This is a genomic window from Paenibacillus sp. FSL E2-8871, from assembly GCF_038000345.1.
In the GTDB taxonomy this organism is placed as follows: domain Bacteria; phylum Bacillota; class Bacilli; order Paenibacillales; family Paenibacillaceae; genus Paenibacillus_AQ.
In genome coordinates this window covers 1,944,304-1,966,244 of sequence record NZ_JBBOBV010000001.1, presented here as the reverse complement: position 1 = coordinate 1,966,244, position 21,941 = coordinate 1,944,304, and the positions used below count along the sequence as shown (strand labels likewise).

General features: G+C 44.9%; 16 protein-coding genes and 1 pseudogene. All 17 read left to right on the top strand.

Annotated features, from left to right (window positions below):
• The first annotated feature begins 44 nt into the window (after positions 1-44).
• The 17 genes and pseudogenes from NYE25_RS09025 to pnp all read left to right on the top strand — a co-directional run bounded on the left by NYE25_RS09025 (position 45) and on the right by pnp (position 21,895).
• Positions 45-812, top strand: coding sequence for an isoprenyl transferase (locus NYE25_RS09025; protein WP_042189423.1), 768 nt, complete (start codon positions 45-47; stop codon positions 810-812).
• 21 nt (positions 813-833) lie between these two features.
• Positions 834-1,637 (top strand): phosphatidate cytidylyltransferase, encoded by an 804-nt coding sequence (locus NYE25_RS09020; RefSeq protein ID WP_042189422.1) that lies wholly within the window; start codon positions 834-836, stop codon positions 1,635-1,637.
• Positions 1,638-1,657: 20 nt separating this feature from the next.
• A complete protein-coding gene (locus NYE25_RS09015; RefSeq protein WP_341145738.1) occupies positions 1,658-2,797 on the top strand; it encodes a 1-deoxy-D-xylulose-5-phosphate reductoisomerase in 1,140 nt (379 codons plus the stop codon).
• Positions 2,798-3,044: 247 nt separating this feature from the next.
• Positions 3,045-4,319 (top strand): RIP metalloprotease RseP, encoded by a 1,275-nt coding sequence (rseP, locus tag NYE25_RS09010; protein WP_042189420.1) that lies wholly within the window; start codon positions 3,045-3,047, stop codon positions 4,317-4,319.
• 25 nt (positions 4,320-4,344) lie between these two features.
• A complete protein-coding gene (proS, locus tag NYE25_RS09005) occupies positions 4,345-5,793 on the top strand; it encodes a proline--tRNA ligase (RefSeq protein ID WP_042189419.1) in 1,449 nt (482 codons plus the stop codon).
• Between the two features lie 369 nt (positions 5,794-6,162).
• Positions 6,163-10,491 (top strand): PolC-type DNA polymerase III, encoded by a 4,329-nt coding sequence (locus NYE25_RS09000; RefSeq protein ID WP_341145737.1) that lies wholly within the window; start codon positions 6,163-6,165, stop codon positions 10,489-10,491.
• A 299-nt stretch (positions 10,492-10,790) separates the two neighbouring features.
• Positions 10,791-11,258, top strand: a complete 468-nt coding sequence (rimP, locus tag NYE25_RS08995; protein ID WP_042128863.1) for a ribosome maturation factor RimP — start codon at positions 10,791-10,793, stop codon at positions 11,256-11,258.
• 26 nt (positions 11,259-11,284) lie between these two features.
• Positions 11,285-12,382, top strand: a complete 1,098-nt coding sequence (gene nusA, locus NYE25_RS08990) for a transcription termination factor NusA (protein ID WP_042189417.1) — start codon at positions 11,285-11,287, stop codon at positions 12,380-12,382.
• A 27-nt stretch (positions 12,383-12,409) separates the two neighbouring features.
• Positions 12,410-12,718, top strand: coding sequence for an RNase P modulator RnpM (gene rnpM, locus NYE25_RS08985; RefSeq protein ID WP_042189416.1), 309 nt, complete (start codon positions 12,410-12,412; stop codon positions 12,716-12,718).
• Positions 12,711-13,032: pseudogene (locus NYE25_RS08980) on the top strand (YlxQ family RNA-binding protein); the annotation flags it as partial. The gene rnpM and the pseudogene NYE25_RS08980, both read left to right, overlap by 8 nt.
• A complete protein-coding gene (infB, locus tag NYE25_RS08975; protein ID WP_042189415.1) occupies positions 13,027-15,672 on the top strand; it encodes a translation initiation factor IF-2 in 2,646 nt (881 codons plus the stop codon). The pseudogene NYE25_RS08980 and the gene infB, both read left to right, overlap by 6 nt.
• 18 nt (positions 15,673-15,690) lie before the next feature.
• Positions 15,691-16,038, top strand: a complete 348-nt coding sequence (gene rbfA, locus NYE25_RS08970) for a 30S ribosome-binding factor RbfA (RefSeq protein ID WP_042128856.1) — start codon at positions 15,691-15,693, stop codon at positions 16,036-16,038.
• Positions 16,039-16,108: 70 nt separating this feature from the next.
• Positions 16,109-17,086, top strand: a complete 978-nt coding sequence (locus NYE25_RS08965; protein ID WP_341145736.1) for a DHH family phosphoesterase — start codon at positions 16,109-16,111, stop codon at positions 17,084-17,086.
• Entirely contained in the window at positions 17,083-17,997 is a 915-nt protein-coding gene (gene truB, locus NYE25_RS08960; RefSeq protein ID WP_149646128.1) for a tRNA pseudouridine(55) synthase TruB, read from the top strand. Before NYE25_RS08965 ends, truB begins: the two co-directional genes overlap by 4 nt.
• A 37-nt stretch (positions 17,998-18,034) precedes the next feature.
• On the top strand, positions 18,035-18,982 hold the full coding sequence (locus NYE25_RS08955) for a bifunctional riboflavin kinase/FAD synthetase (protein WP_341145735.1): 948 nt from the start codon (positions 18,035-18,037) through the stop codon (positions 18,980-18,982).
• Between the two features lie 148 nt (positions 18,983-19,130).
• Positions 19,131-19,400, top strand: a complete 270-nt coding sequence (rpsO, locus tag NYE25_RS08950) for a 30S ribosomal protein S15 (RefSeq protein WP_036656390.1) — start codon at positions 19,131-19,133, stop codon at positions 19,398-19,400.
• 392 nt (positions 19,401-19,792) lie between these two features.
• Positions 19,793-21,895, top strand: a complete 2,103-nt coding sequence (pnp, locus tag NYE25_RS08945) for a polyribonucleotide nucleotidyltransferase (protein WP_341145734.1) — start codon at positions 19,793-19,795, stop codon at positions 21,893-21,895.
• The last annotated feature ends 46 nt before the right edge of the window (positions 21,896-21,941 follow it).

The following is a 21,941-nucleotide window of genomic DNA, read 5'->3' as shown; positions in this document are numbered from 1 at the left end:
GGTGGGGTTTGTCTCTTTCTGATAAGAGCTTGGAGGAAACGGAAATGATCAAACGGGTTCAAGCGTGGCTGAGCCGTAAAGACAGGCAACAGCCAGTCGAGATTTCACCGGATAACATTCCCCGGCATGTGGCTGTTATTATGGACGGCAATGGGCGTTGGGCTAAGCGTCGCGGGTTGCCGCGCGTTGTGGGTCATCAGAATGGCATGAAGGCTGTTAAACGTGCTACAATCGCTGCAGACGAACTGGGTGTTGAGTTTTTGACGATGTATGCGTTCTCGACAGAAAATTGGAAACGACCAAAGGAAGAAGTCGATTATCTGATGCGCTTGCCAGTGGAGTTTCTAGCCATTGAGCTTGATGAACTGATTGAGAAGAATGTCCAAGTACGTATGATGGGGGATACTGATGCATTACCTTCATATACACGCAAGGCTATGGAAGAAGCGGTTTCCCGAACACAGGGCAATACTGGACTTATATTGAATTTTGCTCTTAATTATGGGGGACGTAAAGAAATTGAGGACTGCATGCGCAGCATTGGTAAGGACATCCAATCAGGGGCTTTGTCACCGGAAGATATTACGACTGATCTAATCGATAGCCGAATGTTATCTGGTGGGTTACCAGATCCGGATTTGCTTATACGTACAAGCGGAGAAATGCGACTTAGCAATTTCATGCTATGGCAGCTTGCTTATAGTGAGCTGTGGTTTACTGATGTGTATTGGCCTGAATTTGATAAGGAGCATTTGCATCAGGCAGTTGCTGAATATCAACGCCGTACACGCCGCTATGGTGGACTGAAGTAGCTTGATAGGAGATGGAAACCTTTGAAGCAGCGATTGATTACCGGAATTGTTGCCGGAGCACTATTTTTAGGCTTATGCGTGTTGGGAAACTGGCCATACCAGTTGTTACTTACTGCCATGGCTTTTATCGGGTTTTATGAATTTGTGAAAATGATAGGGATACCTGCGCTTTCCGGTTCTACCGTTCTTGGTTATGCAGCCATTCTAAGTTTTATGATCCCTTGGAATTTGCTTGGGATCTCTGCACCCTTATCGTGGGAACAAGGAATTTGGATTCTGCTGCTGTTGTTCCTTTTAGTTACAGTTTTTACTAAAAATAAATTAGATATTCGAGTAACAGCCTTGCTGTTTACTGGTATAGTATACATTGGAATGGGTTTTTCTTATATGGCCATGGCTCGTGCATCGGATGACGGACATGGTTTGTTCTGGACTTTTTTACTCCTTTTCTGCATTTGGGGTAGTGATGCCGGGGCTTACTTTGTTGGAAGAAGCATGGGGAAGAACAAACTTTGGCCTGCTATCAGTCCCAACAAAACGGTGGAAGGTGCGGTAGGTGGAGTACTGATCTCGATGCTAATCGCGATCGTGTTTGCAATATTTGCTCCTGAACATCTAGCGATAGGACGAGCGCTCCTTATAGGGCTTTCTTGTGCGGTCTTGGGTCAGCTTGGTGATCTTGTGCAATCTGCTTATAAACGTGCGTATGGTATCAAAGATTCAGGCACACTTCTGCCAGGTCACGGTGGTATCCTTGATCGATGTGACAGCTGGATTATCGTATTTCCATTCGTACATATCCTAACGCTCATGCCTTACTATTAACGGAAGGAGAGGGTATAACTATGAAAAAAATAAGTGTTCTTGGTTCCACAGGTTCGATCGGCACTCAGACTCTAGATGTCATCGCTATGCACCCAGACTCTTTTCAAGTAGATGGCTTGGCAGCTGGAACGAATACAGCGTTATTGCTGGAACAAGTTCGTCGGTTTAATCCTCGTCGTGTTTCTGTTGCAACAAAGGAGTTGGCAGATGAGATTAGATCCAGTCTGCCTTCTGGCATACAGCTATACAGCGGGAATGAAGGTCTTGTTGAGGTGGCAGCTGGTGGAGATGCCGAAATGGTCGTAACGGCTGTTATGGGTAGTGTAGGCCTCCGATCCACGTTAGCTGCGATCGAAGCAGGCAAACATATTGGACTAGCTAATAAAGAGACTTTGGTAACGGCAGGACACCTCGTCACTGATCTAGCTAATCGTAAGGGTGTTAAGTTGTTACCTATTGATAGCGAGCATTCTGCTATTTTTCAGTGCTTAAATGGTGAGAATCTCGCGGATATTGCTTGCATCACTTTAACGGCTTCTGGTGGATCCTTCCGGGATTTCACTCGTGATCAACTCAAGAATGTAACAGTAGAAGATGCACTTCGTCATCCGAATTGGAGCATGGGCGCGAAAATCACGATTGATTCTGCTACAATGGTGAATAAAGGGCTTGAGGTGATTGAAGCGCATTGGCTATTTGGTCTACCTTATGAACAAGTAAATGTACTTTTGCATCCAGAGAGTATCATTCACTCATATGTGGAGTTCCGCGATAGCAGCATTATTGCTCAGCTTGGTAATCCCGATATGCGTGTCCCGATTCAATATGCGCTCACGTATCCTGAACGCTGGGAATCGCCGGCACAGCGTTTGTCGTTAGCTGAAGTTGGACGTTTGACTTTCCGAGAAATGGACTATGAACGTTTCCCTGCGCTTAAGCTAGCCATGGATTGTGGAAAAGCTGGAGGGACAGCTACTACTGCTTTTAATGCTGCGAATGAAATTGCTGTTGCTCGTTTCTTGAGTCATGAGATCCCATTCCTGCGAATTGAGGAGATCATCGGGGAAGTGCTGCATCGTCATATTAACGAGAACAATCCGAATTTGGAACAAATTGAATCCTGTGATAAGCGTGTTCGTGAGCTGGCAGCAACGCTGTAGAAGGTAGAAAGTTCTCTTTTTAAAAATATAAGAAAGTATAAGTTTCACTTTATACATTATCCTTATATTTCTCGCGTAAACGCGTACCGTCTCCTTAAGGGATGCCAATGGCGTTATTGCTTGACTGGAAATACTTACTTTGCCCTAAAAATAGGTTGGGACAGTTGATTCTCTTGTGCCTGATCGGAGAATAATGATAAATTAAGAGGACATACTTCGGTCTTACACCTAAAGGGGGATGATACGTTTGGAAATGGTTCAAGTCGTTTTATTAACGGTGCTCATGTTTTTTGTCCTGGTGACTGTACATGAATGGGGTCACTATTATTTTGCCAAACGCGCCGGTATTCTCGTGAGGGAATTTGCTATCGGTTTCGGTCCGAAACTGTTTTCTTATAAACGGAATGAGACACAGTTCACTTTGCGTTTACTGCCTTTTGGCGGTTATGCTCGGATGGCTGGTGAAGATCCAGAAATTATTGAAATTGGCTCAGGACAGACGATTGCAGTAAGACTCGGTCAGGATAACAAAGTGAAAAATATTTATCTGGACGCACTGGATACACGTAAAAATGTAATCCGTGGTGAGGCTTTGCATACTGATCTTGAAAATGATCTGCAAATCCGCTTGGATGTGGATGGCGAAGTTACTACTTATGATGTTCATCCTCAAGCGATGATGATTAAAGGAACGCAACAGACTCAAATTGCGCCTAAAGATCGCCAATTCGGTAGTAAGACCGTGGGTCAGCGTGCATTGGCTATTGTTGCGGGTCCTGTGATGAACTTCCTGTTAGCCTTTGTTCTGTTTGCCATCCATTTGCAAATGGTTGGAATTCCGGTGGAGAATCCTACTTATGTTAAGATCGGTGATGTCTCTGAAGGAATGCCTGCACAAGAGGCGGGATTGCAGAAGGGTGACATTATTGTCTCCATCAACGGTGAGAAGATTGGTGCCGACTACCAAAAAATGATTGACTTAACCTCGGAGTCCAAAGGGAAAGAAATGAAATGGATGCTTCAACGTGGTGATGAGACCCTTAATGTGACTCTCGTTCCTCGTAGCATGGAGGGACAAGAAGGCGGCAAAATCGGGATTACACCTGAGCTTCCTACCCGCAAAGCAGGGGTTGGAGAGACGTTGACAGGTTCAGGTAAAGCTATGGTCGATACGACGGAAGCTATCTTTCTGGGCTTTAAGCAATTGATCAATAAATTCAATATGGATGATATTGGAGGTCCGGTTCGTACCTTTGAAGTAACCGGTCAAATTGCCCAACAAGGCATTCAGTATCTTACCTATTGGGCTGCTATCCTAAGCTTGTATCTGGGGATTTTCAACCTATTGCCGATTCCAGCACTCGATGGAAGCCGTCTGGCGTTCCTAGGTGTGGAGGCATTACGCGGTAAACCTGTAGATCCGAGTCGTGAAGGTATGGTTCACTTTGTCGGATTTGCACTGTTATTTTTATTAATGATTGCTGTTACGTATAATGATATTTTACGTTTGATCAGCGGCTAATTTTCTTCGGGAGGCATTCCATTACATGGCAAAAGATAAGCAATTCGTTACGGAAATCACGCCGCAAAGCGAGGATTTCTCACGCTGGTATATTGATGTTATAAAAAAAGGAGACTTGATGGACTACTCTCCTGTTCGTGGCTGTATCGTATTTAAGCCAGAGGGTTATGAAATATGGGAGCATATTCAGGAGGAAATGAACCGTCGCCTCAAGGAAACTGGGCATCGTAATGCTTATTTTCCAGTGTTCATTCCAGAAAGTTTCTTTCAAAAGGAAAAGGATCATATTGAAGGCTTTAATCCCGAACTGCCATGGGTAACTGAGGCTGGTGGAGACGTGCTTGAAGAACGTCTGGCTGTCCGTCCTACTTCTGAGACCATGTTTGGGCATATGTATTCCAAATGGATTCAGTCCTATCGTGACCTTCCTGTACTTATCAATCAATGGGCGAACGTGGTTCGTTGGGAGAAGCGTACTTTACCATTTATCCGCACTACTGAGTTTCTTTGGCAAGAAGGGCATACTGCGCATGAGAATGAAGCCGAAGCTCGTGAAGAAACCATGAAGATGCTGGATAACTACCGTGATTTTGCCGAGACATTCCTTGCCATTCCGGTGATCACTGGACAAAAGACACCTTCCGAGCGTTTTGCTGGTGCAGTAGATACGTATTCTATTGAAGCGATGATGAAAGATGGACGTGCTGTTCAGGCTGCTACCTCACATTACTTGGGTACCAAGTTTGCAACAGCATTTGAGATCCAGTATTTGAGCCGCGACAATAATTTAGAATATGTGCATACCACCTCATGGGGATCCACTACACGCTTGATTGGTTCGCTGATTATGGTGCATGGCGATGACCGTGGTCTTGTTCTGCCACCTAAGGTAGCGCCAACTCAAGTGATTATGATTCCAATCGGACCTCCTAAAACTCGCGAAGCCGTGATTGGACGGACAGACGAGCTGTTCAAGGAGCTGAAGAACGCAGGTGTTCGTGTACGTGTGGATGATCGTTCGGATGTAACGCCAGGTTGGAAGTTCAATGAATATGAAATGCGCGGTATACCTGTACGCTTGGAGCTTGGACCACGCGATATGGAGAATGGCGTTTGCGTTATCGTATCCCGTGTCACAGGTGAGAAGAAGGTAATTCAGCAGGAGAACCTTGTTGAAGAGGTACAAGCAATGCTCGAGCAGGTTCATAATGAAATGTTCGAACGTGCCCTGAAATTCCGCGAGGACCATTTCTATTCTGTAGATTCCTTGGAAGAAATGAAAGCTTCAATGGAAGAAAAACGCGGCTTTGCACTAGCTGGCTGGTGTGGTTCCGAAGAATGCGAGTCCAAAGTTAAGGAAGAGACAGGTGCGGGTAGCCGCAACATTCCTTTCGATCCGGCGGAGAAGAAGCAAGTCTGTATTTGCTGTGGCAAACCAGCTGAGCATACAGTGGTTTTTGCAAAGGCATATTAATCTTTTGGTACCGATCAACAGTCTTGTAGTATTTTAATCTAGCTTCTGGAGAGAGGAGTCAGCGGGCCGAAAAAACCCAATGCTTTTTGAATCCAGAAGCTTTTTAAAATATAAGAATTTATAGGCTTACGCTGTAAATTATCCTTATATTTCTCGCATAAACACTTACCGTCCTCATAAGGACGCCGAAGGCGTTTATGCTTGAAATATAAGAAAGTATAAGTTTCACACTATACTTTATCCTTATATTTTCACGAGAAACAGTTATCATCTTTAAAAGACGACAACGTCGTTTCTTCTTATCATATTGTACTTTCACTGAATATCATTGATTGTGTTTTACGGAGTTATCAAAGGTGGGAGGAAAGCATGGAACAAAACCAGGAGAGAAGAAAAAGATTCGAGCTCTTGATGAAGCAAGGTGAAATTCCACCTGCAATTATGGATCCCTACTTTTTAGATGGATATATAGAGCGTGTAGAGATCAGCCGTGGTAACCGAGACTGGCAAATTGTGATTGCGAAAGAAAGTCTGGTTCCAGCGCAGGTATACCGGACATTTTGCCTCAGAATGCGCGAGAAGCTACAGCATATAGCCAAAGTAAGCTTTTTATTCGTATATGATCAAAAAGTTAGTAGAGCAGAGCTAGTCCAAGAATATTGGGGATTGTTTCTGGAGTGGGTGACTCGCGAGATCCCTTCGGTTAATGGCTGGCTGACACGTTCTACCCAAGAGCTTAAAGATGACACTTTAATGCTGACGATGAGTGACTCCACTTCTATGGAGCTGGCTCGTAAAAAAGGCATCGATGGGGCAATTATTAAATTTTATAATAAGTATTTCGGTCTCTCCTTAAAAGTTAAAGTGCTAATGGCAGAGAACGAAAATAATAATGTTGAAGCATACGAAGAATTTCAGCAAAAGCTTCAGCAAGAACAACGCGAGATCGTTGAGCAGATGATGACTGCTGTAGAAACAGAAGCTCCTGCTGATGATAGCGATCCTAATGAAGTAATTAAGCTTCAAGTGGGGTATGAAATTAAGGAACAGGCTGTGCCGATTCTTGAAATTCAAGATGAAGAGAAGAAAATTACAATTCAGGGTACCATTTTTGGTCTGGATCGTAAGGAACTTCGCAATGGCAGTACTTTGTTCACCTTCAGTTTGACCGATTTCACGGATTCTCTACAAATGAAGATGTTCGCGAAGACTAAAGATGATCTGAAGGTTATGAGTCAGCTAGCAAACGGTAAATGGGTAAGAGCACGCGGAAAAGTTGAATATGACCGTTTTATGCAGATTCCTGAGCTCGTGATGATCCCTTCGGATTTAACGGAAGTTAAGGCACCGCCTGCGCGTAAAGATACGGCTCCTAAGAAACGGGTGGAATTCCACCTTCACACTACGATGAGTACGATGGATGCGGTCACTCCGATCACTACCTATGTCAAAACAGCTGCCCAGTGGGGGCATCCTGCGATTGCTATTTCTGATCATGGCGGAGTTCAGGCTTTTCCTGATGCGAACCATGCAGCTCATAAGCATAAGATAAAAATGATTTATGGCGTGGAAGCCAATGTTGTGAATGACTCTGTAAATATTGTCGAGAATGCTCAGCCTTTGGACTTGAAGACAGCTACCTATGTAGTGTTTGATATAGAGACCACTGGGTTATCGATTACCCGCAATAATATTACGGAGCTGGCGGCCATTAAAATGTGCGAAGGCAAAGAAGTAGACCGTTATTCTACTTTTGTTAATCCGCATGAGAAAATCCCTTATCATATTCAGCAATTGACCAATATTACGGATGAAATGGTTAAGGATGCTCCTGATCTTGAACCAGTGCTGCGTAAGTTTGTTGAATTTGTGGGTGATAGTATCCTTGTTGCTCATAACGCCAGATTTGATATGGGTTTTATTCAGGCCTCGTTACGTAAAATAGGTGAACCTGTGCTTCCGAATCCATCTCTTGATACGCTTGAGCTCGCTCGGTTACTATATCCAAGCATGAAGAATCACAGGCTGAACACATTAGCCGATAAATATAAAGTTCTTCTGGAAAGCCATCACCGTGCGATTGATGATACCATAGCGCTCGGCGGTATATTAACAGGATTGCTCGCAGATGCTGAAAAGATGAAGGGCATGACCCGCCTTGATCGACTAAACGATTATGTGGGTAATGATCTTTCGAACACAAGACCATTCCACTGTAATATTTATGCACTTAATCAAGTAGGCAAAAAAAATCTCTATAAGCTCATTTCCATGTCACATACGGAATATTTCAAACGTGTACCTTGTATTCCGAAATCCAAGCTGGAAGAGCATAGAGATGGACTGCTCGTGATTTCCGGTTGTGAACGTGGAGAGTTTTTTGAAGCAGTACTCAACAAAACGACTGAGGAAGCCATGGAGGTTGCTCATTTTTATGATGTGCTGGAGATTCAGCCATTGACCATGTACATGCACTTAGTGGACAAGGGCTTTGTAGCAGGCCCTGATGAGCTTCGCGATGTAGTCCGCAAGGTTTGCGAAATAGGGGAACAGTTGAATAAACCTGTTATCGCAACGGGGAATGTGCATTATCTTGAACCCCGGGACAAGCTGTATCGTGATATTACGATTAATGGGATCACAGGCTTTAGTCCGCTTAAAGACCAACGCAAACCGGATGCACACTTCCGCACAACGGATGAAATGCTGTCTGAATTCGAATTTCTCGGTGCTGAAAAAGCGATGGAAGTCGTGGTTACGAATACAGTTGAGCTGGCAGAACGTTTTGAAGAGCTGGAGCTATTTCCAGATAAGCTATTTACACCAATTCTTGAAGGGGCGGACGAAGAAATTCGCGAGACCTGTTATAACACTGCCAAATCCATTTATGGCGAAGAACTACCTGAAGTAGTTATTGCCCGTTTGGAGAAAGAGCTTGCACCGATTATTAAATTCGGGTTCTCTGCCAACTATTTGATTTCTGAACGTCTCGTTAAAAAATCAAATCGAGATGGATATCTCGTAGGCTCGCGGGGTTCTGTAGGCTCTTCTGTAGTAGCTACATTTCTTGGAATTTCAGAAGTTAATCCTTTGCCTGCGCATTATATTTGCCTAAACCCCGAGTGTCGCCATAGTGAATGGTTCCTGGACGGTAGTGTGCGTAGCGGATTCGATTTACCAGATAAAGTCTGCCCGGATTGCGGTCAGAAGCTCAAAGGTGAAGGCCAGGATATTCCGTTCGAGACCTTCCTTGGATTTAAAGGGGATAAAGTTCCCGATATCGACTTGAACTTCTCAGGGGAATATCAGCCGAATGCACATAACTTTACCAAAGAAATGTTTGGTGAGAAAAATGTATTCCGTGCCGGAACGATTGGTACCGTAGCTGAGAAGACAGCTTTCGGATTTGCAAAAAAATACGAAGAACTTCACCAGAAACGTTGGCGTGGAGCTGAAGTTGGCCGTCTGGCGGCCGGCTGTACAGGCGTTAAACGTAGTACGGGACAGCATCCTGGTGGTATAGTCGTTGTTCCAGACTATATGGAGGTAGAAGATATTACGCCAGTGCAATTCCCGGCGGATGATGTCAATGCCGAATGGAAGACCACACACTTTGATTATCACGCTTTTGACGCGAATCTGCTGAAGCTTGATATTCTGGGTCATGATGATCCGACGATGATGCGGATGCTGCAGGATTTGACAGGTGTTGATCCAACTTCTATTCCAATGAATGATCCGAAAGTAATGAGCATGTTTAACTCTACAGATGCACTTGGAGTGAGACCTGATGAAATCAGATCACCGGTTGCGACATATGGTGTGCCCGAAATGGGTACCAAGTTCGTACGTCAAATGCTTATTGAGTCGAAACCATCCAGCTTTGCTGACTTACTGCAAATATCAGGTTTGTCTCATGGTACTGGAGTTTGGCTTGGTAACGCGCAAGAGCTTATAAAGAATAACACTTGTAACATTAAGACCGTTATCGGTTGTCGGGATGACATCATGCTCTTCTTAATTTATAAAGCGGGAATGGATGCGAGCTTGGCCTTTAAAATTACCGAGAGTGTTCGTAAAGGTAAAGGTTTATCTGACGAATGGATCGAGGAAATGAAAAAGTGCAAGGTTCCACAATGGTATATTGATTCTTGTCTGAAGATTCAATACATGTTCCCGAAGGCGCATGCTGCTGCATACGTAATTTCTGCAGTGCGTACCGCCTACTTCAAGCTGTATCATCCTATTGAATATTATGCGACTTATTTCTCTGTACGTGCAGCAGATTTTGATATTGAATTGTGCTGTAAGGGATATGAAGCGATCAACCGTCAGATCGTAGAAATTGAGCAAAAAGGATTTCAAGCTTTGCCTAAGGAAAAGGCTATGTTGCCTGTCCTTGAGATGGCTTTGGAGATGACGGCACGTGGGTTTACATTCAAAAACATTGATCTTTACCGTTCGGAAGCGAATAAGTTTATTGTTGATGACAAGAGTTTGATTCCTCCGTTTTCCGCATTAGCGGGAATTGGTGAGAATGCTGCTATCAACATTGCCGCTGCGAAAGATGCCGGGGAGTTCCTTTCTATTGAGGATTTCCAGCAAAAATCCAAGGCGAGTAAGACAGTTGTTGAGCTGCTAACCAATATGGGCTGCTTCCGCGGCTTACCGGAGAGCAATCAACTTTCCCTATTTTAAAGGCTTTAACAACACTTATTTCATGGTAAGCAGAACCGGCTTTGCCGTCCTTTTAGGGACGGTACCGGTTTCTGCGAAAAATACAAAACGTATAGGATGACGTGAAACTTATACTTTCTTGTATTTCTAGAAAAGAGAGCTCCAAAGGGGGAGTCAAGGGCTAGCACTTGTCAGTCCAGACTCACTATGGTATAATTTCTTTGGTAATAATGAGATAAGTCCGTTGTGTAAAGAGTGGGGAAACCCACTCTTTATCTTTGGTATATAGCAAAAGACAAGTTCGTGGAGGTAATTTTCTTTTGAGCACACCCAAATCTAAAATTAAACAAACGGTAGAGCAGATGCTCGGGCCCTATCTCGACGACAATGGTTTCGAACTGGTGGACGTTGAATACGTGAAGGAAGGCTCCAATTGGTTTCTGCGTATATTCGTAGATAAAGAAGGCGGCATTGATATTGATGACTGCGGAAGCATTAGCGAATATTTCAGTCAGCAGTTGGATGAGAATGATCCTATCCCTGAGGCATATTTCCTTGAGGTTTCCTCACCGGGAGCAGAGCGTCCTCTCAAAAAAGCTGCGGATGTAGCTAAAGCGGTAGGTAAGGACGTGTATGTGACTGTTTATGAGCCGATTCAAGGACTCAAAGAATTTGAAGGTCGTTTGCTCTCGTTCGAGAACGAGGAACTGCTCATCTCCGCGGGCAAAAAAGAACATGTAGTACCGTATGCCAAAGTCGCAAGCGCGAGATTGGCCATTATTTTTTAACGTCTTGAAAGGGGGGCCGGAAATTCATGAGTATGGAGTTTATTGAAGCAATGAATGAGCTGGAAAGGGAGAGAGGCATCAGTAAAGATGTGCTGTTCGAAGCGATCGAAGCGGCGCTGATCTCTAGTTATAAACGTAATTTCAATGCAGCACAGAACGTGCGTGTTGACATGAACCGCAACACAGGTGTCATTAAAGTGTTTGCCCGCAAGCTAATTGTTGAAGAGGTCCTGGATACAAGGACTGAAATCTCATTGCCGGCAGCCAGAGAAATTAACCCGCATTTCCAGCTTGAAGACATTGCTGAGCTTGAAGTAACACCACGTGATTTCGGGCGTATTGCTGCACAGACTGCAAAGCAGGTTGTAACACAACGGATTCGCGAAGCAGAGCGTGGACTCATCTATAATGCCTTTATTGACAAAGAAGATGATATTGTAACAGGACTTGTACAACGTCAAGATATGCGGAACATCTACATTGATCTTGGTAAAATCGAAGCGGTGTTGCCGCTTAGTGAATTGATGCCAGGTGAGAAGTTTAAACAAAGCGAGCGTATCAAGGCTTATATCACTAAAGTTGAGAACACCACTAAAGGACCGCAAATTATGCTGTCCCGCAGTCATCCCGGATTGCTGAAGCGTCTGTTCGAACTAGAAGTTCCGGAAATTTTTGATGGTGTAGTTGAAATTCGTTCCGTAGCTCGTGAAGCTGGCTTCCGTTCGAAGATTGCTGTGTATTCCCGCAATCCGGAAGTGGATCCAGTTGGTTCTTGCGTAGGCCCAAGAGGAACACGCGTTCAAACCATCGTTACTGAGCTTCGTGGCGAGAAGATCGATATCGTCCGTTACTCTGATCTGGTGCAGGAGTATGTCGCTAATGCACTCAGCCCTTCTAAGGTGCTTGAAGTTCAAGTCTTTGAAGCAGAGAAAATGGCACGGGTGATCGTTCCTGATTATCAATTATCACTGGCAATCGGTATTAAAGGGCAAAATGCACGTCTTGCCGCTAAGCTTACCGGCTGGAAAATTGATATCAAGAGTGAAAGTCAAGCGGAGCAGGAATACGGTAGACCGAGAACTTCTATTGATGAAATGCATCAGGATTCCGTCTCTATTGATTAATTAACCTGCTTGACGGGAGGCGTATGTATGAAACAAAGAAAGGTGCCGCTGCGCAAATGCGTTGCTACCCAGGAGATGATGCCGAAGAAAGAGCTGATTCGAGTGGTTAGAACGCCCGAGGGCGAAGTACTGATTGATCTGACAGGTAAGAAGTCAGGCCGTGGTGCTTACATATGCGGCAAGCTTGAATGCTTTAAGCTGGCACAGAAGAATAAAGCACTTGACCGTGCTTTGAAATGTCAAGTGAGTCCTGAAATCTATGACCAGCTTGCCCGGGAGTTTACTTCCGTGGAAGAGCAGTTTCTAGCAGCAAAGGATAGTGAGGATAATGAGTAAGGCGCTTTCTTATTTAGGGCTTGCCATGAGAGCAGGCAAGATAGTCACCGGCGATGAGGCTGTACTCAAAGCTGTACGGTCTTCAGAGGCGAAGCTGGTCGTTCTGGCAGGTGACGCTTCAGATAATACCCAAAAAAAGTTCCGTGATAAATGCGGAACCTACGATATTCCACTAGTAATCGCATTTCACCGAGACAGCCTCGGTGCAAGTATTGGTAAAGACCAGCGTGTAGTACTGGCCATTACGGATAAAGGATTCGCGGAAATGATCTCCAAGCAACTCGGAGATACTGTCGGAGGTGGATTTATTGACTAAAGAAGAGAACAAAGATAAATTGCGCGTGTACGAATACGCCAAGTCACTAAACATGAGCAGTAAAGAAATTATTACAATTCTGAAGCGTTTGAATGTCCCTGTGAATAATCATATGAGTGTCATGGAGAACGGTTCCGTGAACAAAGTAGAGCAATTCTTCAAGGATATCAAGTCGAACGCTGCAGCCAAACGGGATACCAGCTCCAGCAGCCGTCCGGTGACAACCGGTGCGGTAACTGCCGAACCCCAAAGTGCTCAGAATGCCAACAAAAATCAACAGGAAAAGCAGGTAGGTATGAACAGTAACCAAAACAACAACCAATCGACGACGTCCCCAAGGCCCCAAAGCGGACAAGATTCCCGCAGAACAACAACAGGTTCAACGCAGAACGCACGTCCGCAACAAAGCGGAGCTCCACGTACTAACAGTACTAGCGGAAGCCGTCCGCAAGGAAGTAGCACAGGCGGTAATCGTCCACAAGGTAGCAACACTGGTGGCAGCCGTCCGCAAGGAAGTAATACTGGCAGCCGTCCACAAGGTAGCAGTACCGGTGGTAGCCGTCCGCAAGGTAGCAGCACTGGTGGCAGCCGTCCGCAAGGAAGTAATACCGGTGGTAGCCGTCCACAAGGAAGCAATACTGGAAGCCGTCCGCAAGGACAAAGCAGTGCACCTCGCACTGACAGCCGCCCACAAGGTCAATCTGGCACTGGCGGTGGCTTCACACGCGGTGACGACAGAGGTCCTAAGAAGAACACAACTGGTGGTAGACCAAATACGAACAATAGACGGTTTGATGATGGCAAAGGCGGTAACTACCGCGGTCGTGGTGGTAAGAATGGCCGCGGCAAGAATCAGCCAATGGTTCACCGTGAGAAGATCGATAACACACCTAAGAAGATTATCGTTCGTGGTAGCATGACTGTTGGTGAAACAGCAAAATTGCTTCACAAAGACGCTTCTGAAGTAATTAAGAAGCTGATCTCTATGGGTGTTATGGCAACCATCAACCAAGAGCTGGATATCGACACCATCCTGCTACTCGCTGCTGAATTCGGCGTAGAAGTAGAAGTGAAGATTCCTGTTGATGAGGATAGCTTTGAAACTGTGGAAGAGAATGATGCTGAAGAAGAACTTCAGTCACGTCCTCCAGTAGTTACGATCATGGGTCACGTTGACCACGGTAAAACTACTTTGCTGGATGCCATTCGTTCGACGAGTGTATCTCTAGGCGAAGCAGGCGGAATCACACAGCATATCGGTGCTTATCAAGTTGAAATCAACCAGAAGAAAATCACGTTCCTAGATACACCTGGTCACGAAGCATTTACTGCTATGCGTGCTCGTGGTGCACAGGTAACAGATATGACTATTATCGTAGTTGCTGCTGATGACGGTGTTATGCCTCAGACCGTTGAAGCTATTGCACATGCTAAGGCTGCTGGACTTCCGATTATTGTCGCTGTTAATAAAATCGACAAGCCGGGTGCAGATCCTGACAAAGTGAAGCAAGAGCTTACAAGCTATGAACTCGTTCCTGAAGAGTGGGGCGGAGATACCATCTTCGTTAACCTTTCTGCAAAACAACGTATTAACTTGGAAGAACTGCTGGAAATGATTCTGCTCGTTGCTGAAGTAAATGAGTACAAAGCGAACCCTGACAAACGGGCACGTGGTACGGTTATAGAAGCTGAGCTTGATAAGAATCGTGGACCAGTTGCACGTGTTCTGGTACAGAACGGTACATTGAAAGTCGGCGATGCTTTCGTAGCAGGTAACTGCTTCGGACGTGTACGTGCGATGGTTAATGATAAAGGACGTAAGATCAAGGAAGCTGGACCTTCCACTCCAGTAGAAATTACTGGTTTGACTGAGGTACCACAAGCTGGCGATCCGTTTATGGCTTTCGAAGACGAGCGTAAAGCCCGTGCGATTGCTGATAGACGTTCCACATCCCAACGTCAATCTGAGCTGAATACGAACACCCGTGTAACATTGGATGATTTGTTCCAGCACATTAAAGACGGCGAAATCAAAGACCTTAACGTTATCATTAAAGCTGACGTACAAGGTTCAGTCGAGGCACTTAAAGGTTCCCTGGCTAAGATCGAAGTGGAAGGCGTCCGCGTGAAGATCATTCACAGCGGTGCTGGTGCCATTACGGAATCCGATATTACACTTGCAGCAGCATCTAATGCTATTGTTATTGGCTTTAACGTTCGTCCGGACGCTCAGACCAAGGCAGCTGCTGAACAAGAAAAAGTAGATGTTCGTCTCCATAACATCATCTACAATGTAATCGAGGAAATCGAAAGTGCAATGAAGGGTATGCTTGATCCTATCTATAAAGAGAACGTTATCGGTCACGCTGAAGTACGTAGCGTCTTCAAAATCAGTAAAGTGGGTACCATTGCAGGTTGTATGGTAATTGATGGTAAAATTACCCGTAATGCTGAAATGCGCTTGATCCGTAGCGGAATCGTTGTATTTACAGGTAAAGTTGATACCTTGAAACGCTTTAAAGATGATGCCAAAGAAGTGGCGCAAGGTTATGAATGCGGCATAACTTTGGAACGCTATAATGACGTCCAAGAGGGCGACATTATCGAAGCGTTTCTTATGGAAACTGTAGAGCGCTAAGCGAAGAGGTGAATATAGATGTCTAAAATTAGAGCAGGACGAGTGGGCGAGCAGATCAAGAAAGAGCTTAGTCAACTTATCCAAAGCGGACTGAAAGATCCTCGAATCGGTTTTGTAACTGTAACTGGCGTAGACGTGACTAACGATCTGTCGCAAGCGAAAGTATACCTAAGCGTGTTCGGGGATGAAGAGCAGAAGTCAGGCTCCCTTAAAGCGATTGAGAAAGCTAATGGTTTTCTTCGCTCCGAGCTTGGCAAGGCGATTCGCCTTCGGCATACACCGGAACTGATCTTCAAGATCGATGAATCTGTCGCTTATGGCAGTCACATTGAGAAACTTCTTGGAGAGCTTCATAAGAACGATTAGAAATAGGTACTAAAAGGAGTTCAAAATAGCTTAAGGCTATTTTGAACAACCTTTATAAAGGAGACGGCGAATGCAGAGCTATGAACAAAGTCTCCAGCAGACCCGTGAGTTTCTGCTGGAACACGACGATTACCTTGTAGTGTCGCATGTTCAGCCGGACGGAGATGCAGTCAGCTCCACCCTAGCGGTGGGCTGGCTTCTCTCATGTCTGGGCAAAAAATACACTATGCTGAATGAAGGACCGATACCGAAGCGGATGGAATATTTATGGCATTCGGATGAAATCATCAATATGGCCTCTAGTGAGCCGCCCCGTCAATACAGCAATGTGATCTGTGTGGATTGTGCTGATTTTCAGCGAGTAGGATTGACTCATCGCTATTTTGCGAAGGATGCACTAATCCTGAACATTGACCATCATCCCACTAACAACGGTTATGGACTTGTGAATTTAATCAAACCGGATGCTGCTGCGACTGCGGAAATTTTGTTCGATCTGCTGAAGACGTTCGAGATTGAATGGGACATTGATATCGCCACAGCTTTATACACAGGTCTTTTGACAGATACTGGTGGATTTCGATATACCAACACATCACCAAAAGTAATGGCAGCCGTATCTGAACTGCTTTCTTATGGCGTTAACGGTCCTGAACTGGCTGAGACATTACTTGAAGAAATGACATTGCCGCAGATTAAAATTTTAAATAAAGCGTTAAATACTCTTCAATTATCACCCGAAGGGGATATTGCCTGGCTCTATGTTACACCGGAGGATATGATTGAATGTGCTGCTGCTAATGAAGATTTAGAAGGTCTCGTGAACTACCCTCGCAATATTCGAGGTGTGGAAGTAGGGATTCTGTTCAAAGTCATTCATGAACATGCGGTTAAAATTAGTTTGCGTTCTGCGGGTAAGGTCGACGTGGCTGATCTAGCGCAAACGTTTGGAGGTGGCGGTCATACGCGTGCTGCAGGTGCGCGTATAGAAGCTACACTCGAAACGGCAATAGCGCAGGTGCTTGAGGAGGTAAGACGTCATTTATGAGTGAATTAGAAGGTGTACTGGCGGTTTACAAGCCAGCTGGGTTCACTTCACATGATGTTGTGGCCAAGGCACGTCGAATTCTCGGCATGAAACGGATCGGACATACGGGAACGCTTGACCCACAGGTAACAGGTGTGCTACCACTTTGTCTGGGACGTGCTACTCGTGTAGTGGAGTATATTCAGGAGTTGCCCAAAGAATATGTGGCAACACTGAGACTAGGGATGTCCAGTGATACTGAGGACTTAACTGGGACTATTATAGAAACTGTAGATGAGGTGCATGTAACTGAAGAAGAGATTCTATCAGTGCTTGCTTCATTTAAAGGGGTTATTTCTCAGGTTCCACCGATGTATTCTGCGGTTAAAGTTGACGGCAAACGTCTTTATGAGTTAGCAAGAGAAGGTAAAACCGTTGAACGTAAAAGCCGTGAAGTAGAGATTTATGAAATTGAAATGACGGATATGACTTGGGAAGGCAATCATCCCGATATCACATTCCGGGTGCTTTGCTCTAAGGGGACGTACATTCGTACGCTCTGTGTCGATATCGGACGAGCACTTGGACTGCCGGGTGTGATGGTGAAACTAGAGAGAACGATGTCGGCAGGGATTTCTGCCAGTCATTGTCTTACGCTAGAGGATATTGCGATTCACAAAGAAGCCGGAACATTGGAAGATCATTTAATCGCTGCAGACGAAGCCATTTCTCATATGCCAAAGCACACTGTAATGGATGAGAAAAAGAAGGCAGCTTTGCAGGGGCAGCGTTTGTCCTCACGATTTATCGCTCCAGAGGTGAAGACAAACAGTCAATTTCGGCTATACGATCTTCAAGGTGGATTTCTTGGCATTTATGAATTGGAAGATACAGGTGCAATTGCTCCAGTGAAGGTATTTGCACAAGCTTAAATCAATTTTACCAAGTGAATTGTAGGTGAGAAACAGCGTGAGAACCGTAACGTTAACCTATCCGATGTCTCCGGAGACTGCTGCAGAGTGGGCTCAGCCTCAAGTGGCTGCTCTAGGGCAGTTTGACGGATTGCATCGTGGACATGCTAGCGTCATTACATCCGCTGTGGCCCTAGCCCGTAAACAAGGTGTGCCGGCCGCAGTCCTTACATTTCATCCCCATCCTAAAGATGTTATGGGTAAGGGTGATTATGAAGGGTATTTGACGCCACCCGTAGAAAAGCAGGAGATTCTTGCTAGTTTGGGTGTCGATATCTTATATGTTATTGAATTTAACGAGCAGCTTTCCCGTGTAAGTCCACAGAATTTTGTCTCTGTTATGCTTTTGCCGCTACATATTGTAACTGCAGTTGTCGGCTTTGACTTTCGTTTTGGTTATCAAGGTGAAGGCGATGTTGAAATGCTTCGCAAGCTGGGTGAAGGTGTTATGAATGTAGAGGTTGCTCCCCCTTTTCTGTTAGATGGTGAGAAGGTCAGCAGCTCCGGCATTCGTAAAAGTCTCCAAAACGGGGATTTAGAGCTGGCAAACTCCTGGTTCGGACGTAGCTACTATCTGCGCGGTGAAGTGGGTCATGGTGAGAAGAGAGGTCGCACCATTGGTTTTCCAACGGCGAATTTGAAGCTCAGTGCTCATTTTGTTATTCCGACTAAAGGTGTATATGCGGTCCGAGTCTTTTATAAGGATAAAGTTTTGTACGGGGTCATGAATGTGGGCGTTAAACCTACCTTTCATGAGGGTGTATTGACGCCAAGCTTTGAGGTCCATCTGTTTGACTTCGAAGGTGATTTGTATGATCAAGAGCTCAAGGTAGAGTTAGTATCTTACATTCGTCCTGAACGAAAATTCGAATCCATTGGTGCATTGATTACTCAAATCGGTGAGGATGCAGAAACCGCGAAGAAGATTTTGAGGTATAATCTATAGTCATCCCGGACAAGCCGTTTACTTTTGTTAATGGAGATGCTATACTAATAAACGTTGCTGGCTTACAGCACCATAACCTTAGCTTGGTTGCACGTTCTCACCGACGGTGACGAGGCTAATGGCGATTATATTGAAGGAGGTGAACAGGATGGCATTAACTCAAGAACGTAAACATCAATTGATCGACGAGCACAAAACTCACGAATCCGATACTGGATCCCCTGAGGTGCAAGTTGCTATCCTAACGGAGAACATCGTTAATTTGACTGACCACTTGCGTACGCACAAGAAAGATCATCACTCCCGTCGCGGATTGTTGAAAATGGTTGGACAACGTCGTAAACTTCTGGCGTATTTGAAAAACAAAGACATCAGACGTTACAGCGCCCTGATCGAAAGACTGGGATTGCGTCGTTAATTTTCCATAAGATAACCCTTAAAGCAGCCTGGTTGTATACCGTATGTCCTTCTCGGAGCGACAGCGGGACAGCTGGGTTGCTTTTTGAAAATTTAGGGAAAACTTTATAGCAAGACTGATGAGATTATTCGTAAAAACGGCCACTTTACATCATCTGTAAGACTTAGCCGTTTCTTCTTATATGCATACAGAACAGGCTACATACCTTAAATTATAAGAAAGTATAAGTTTCATGCTATACTTTATCCTTATAATTCTCGCATAAACGCTACCGTCCTTATAAGGACGCCGAAGGCGTTTTTAGCTTGGGGACAAGCCTTTCCGATTCATTAGATCGATATGTGAACCTGCAATATTTGACTGCGGGTCTACTACTATTCAAGGAGGTATTTATGGAAAAACGTGTAGAAATGCAGCTAGGCGGAAGACGCCTTGTGCTGGAAACGGGCCGACTAGCTAAACAAGCAAACGCAGCCGTTATGGTGCGTTATGGGGATACTTCGGTATTATGTACCGTTACGGCTTCGAAAGAGCCGAAGGACCTGGATTTTTTCCCGCTTACAGTTAACTATGAGGAAAGATTATATGCGGTAGGTAAAATTCCGGGCGGATTTATTAAACGGGAAGGTAGACCGAGTGAGAAAGCGATTCTGTCCAGCCGTTTGACTGACCGTCCAATCAGACCACTGTTCCCTGAAGGTTTCCGTAACGATGTTCAGGTATTGAACATGGTAATGAGTGTGGATCAGGACTGCGCACCAGATATTGCTGCTATGATCGGTACTTCAGCTGCACTTAGTATTTCCGATGTGCCTTTTGATGGACCCATCGGCGGCGTTGCTGTAGGTCGGATTAATGGAGAATTTGTGATCAATCCGGATATGGCTCAGCAAGCAATCAGTGATATTTATGTAGTGGTTGCTGGAACGAAGGAAGCAATCATGATGGTTGAAGCAGAAGCGAACGAAGTGACGGAAGATGTGATGCTCGAAGCGATTATGTTCGGTCATGATGAAATCCGTAAGATCGTTGCAACCATTGAAGAACTGGTCAAAGTGGCTGGTAAAGAAAAAATGGCTGTGAAGCTGCATGCAGTGAATGCTGACGTGAATACTGAGGTCCGTGCATTTGCTGAGGCTCGTCTGGTGGAAGCCGTTAAAATTGCTGAAAAACATGCTCGTCAGGAAGCGATTGATGTCGTTAATGATGAAGCGGTTGCGTATTTCGTAGAGAAGTACATAGAAGCACCGGAGCTTCTGAAAGATGTTAAAGAAGTCCTACATGATATCGTGAAGGATGAAGTAAGACGTCTAATCACGCATGATAAGGTTCGTCCAGATGGACGTAAACTTGATGAAATCCGTCCGATTGAATGTGATACAAGCCTGTTGCCGCGTACACACGGTTCCGGTCTGTTCACACGTGGACAAACACAAATCCTTAGCGTTTGTACCCTTGGAGCTCTAGGTGATGTACAAATCCTCGACGGAATCGATCCTACTGAAACGAAACGTTTCATGCACCATTACAACTTCCCGCCGTTCAGCGTAGGGGAAGCTCGTCCGCTTAGAGCACCAGGACGACGTGAAATCGGTCACGGAGCACTTGGAGAACGTGCATTATCCAAGGTAATTCCTAGTGAAACTGAATTCCCGTACACGATTCGTCTAGTATCAGAAGCGATTGAATCTAACGGTTCTACATCCCAGGCAAGTATCTGTGCCAGCATTCTGGCTATGATGGACGCTGGTGTGCCAATCAAAGCACCAGTAGCCGGAGTAGCAATGGGTCTGATCAAAGACGGAGATCATGTCTCCATCCTGACGGATATTCAAGGTATGGAAGATCATCTCGGAGATATGGACTTCAAGGTAGCTGGTACAGCAGAAGGTGTTACAGCTATTCAAATGGACATTAAGATTGCCGGTATCGACCGCAACATTCTTCAAGATGCACTTCAACAGGCTAAAGAAGGCCGTCTGTTCATCTTGGACAAAATGAATGAAGCGATCTCTGCGCCAAGACCTAATCTGTCCAAATATGCTCCAAAAATCATTATTATTAACATCAATCCGGACAAAATCCGTGATGTTATCGGTGCTGGTGGTAAGATTATCAATAAAATTATTGAAGAAACCGGCGTGAAAATCGACATCGAACAAGATGGCCGTGTCTTTATCGGTTCTTCAGATGAAGAAATGATCCAAAAGGCTCGTTCGATTATCGAAGGTCTTGTGCGTGAAGTACAAGTCGGAGAAATCTATATGGGTACAGTTAGACGTATTGAGAAATTTGGTGCATTTGTTGAACTTATTCCGGGCAAAGACGGATTGGTACACATTTCCCAATTGTCTACTGAGCGTGTAGCTAAGGTAGAAGATGTTGTTGCTATTGGTGACACCATTACCGTTAAAGTTACCGAGATCGATCCACAAGGCCGGGTTAACCTGTCTCGTAAAGCAGTGTTGACTTCGGAAACTGGAGCTAAAGCGTAAGATTGATCTTAGTAATAACCTTTACTAAAGGGATCTAATTTCATTA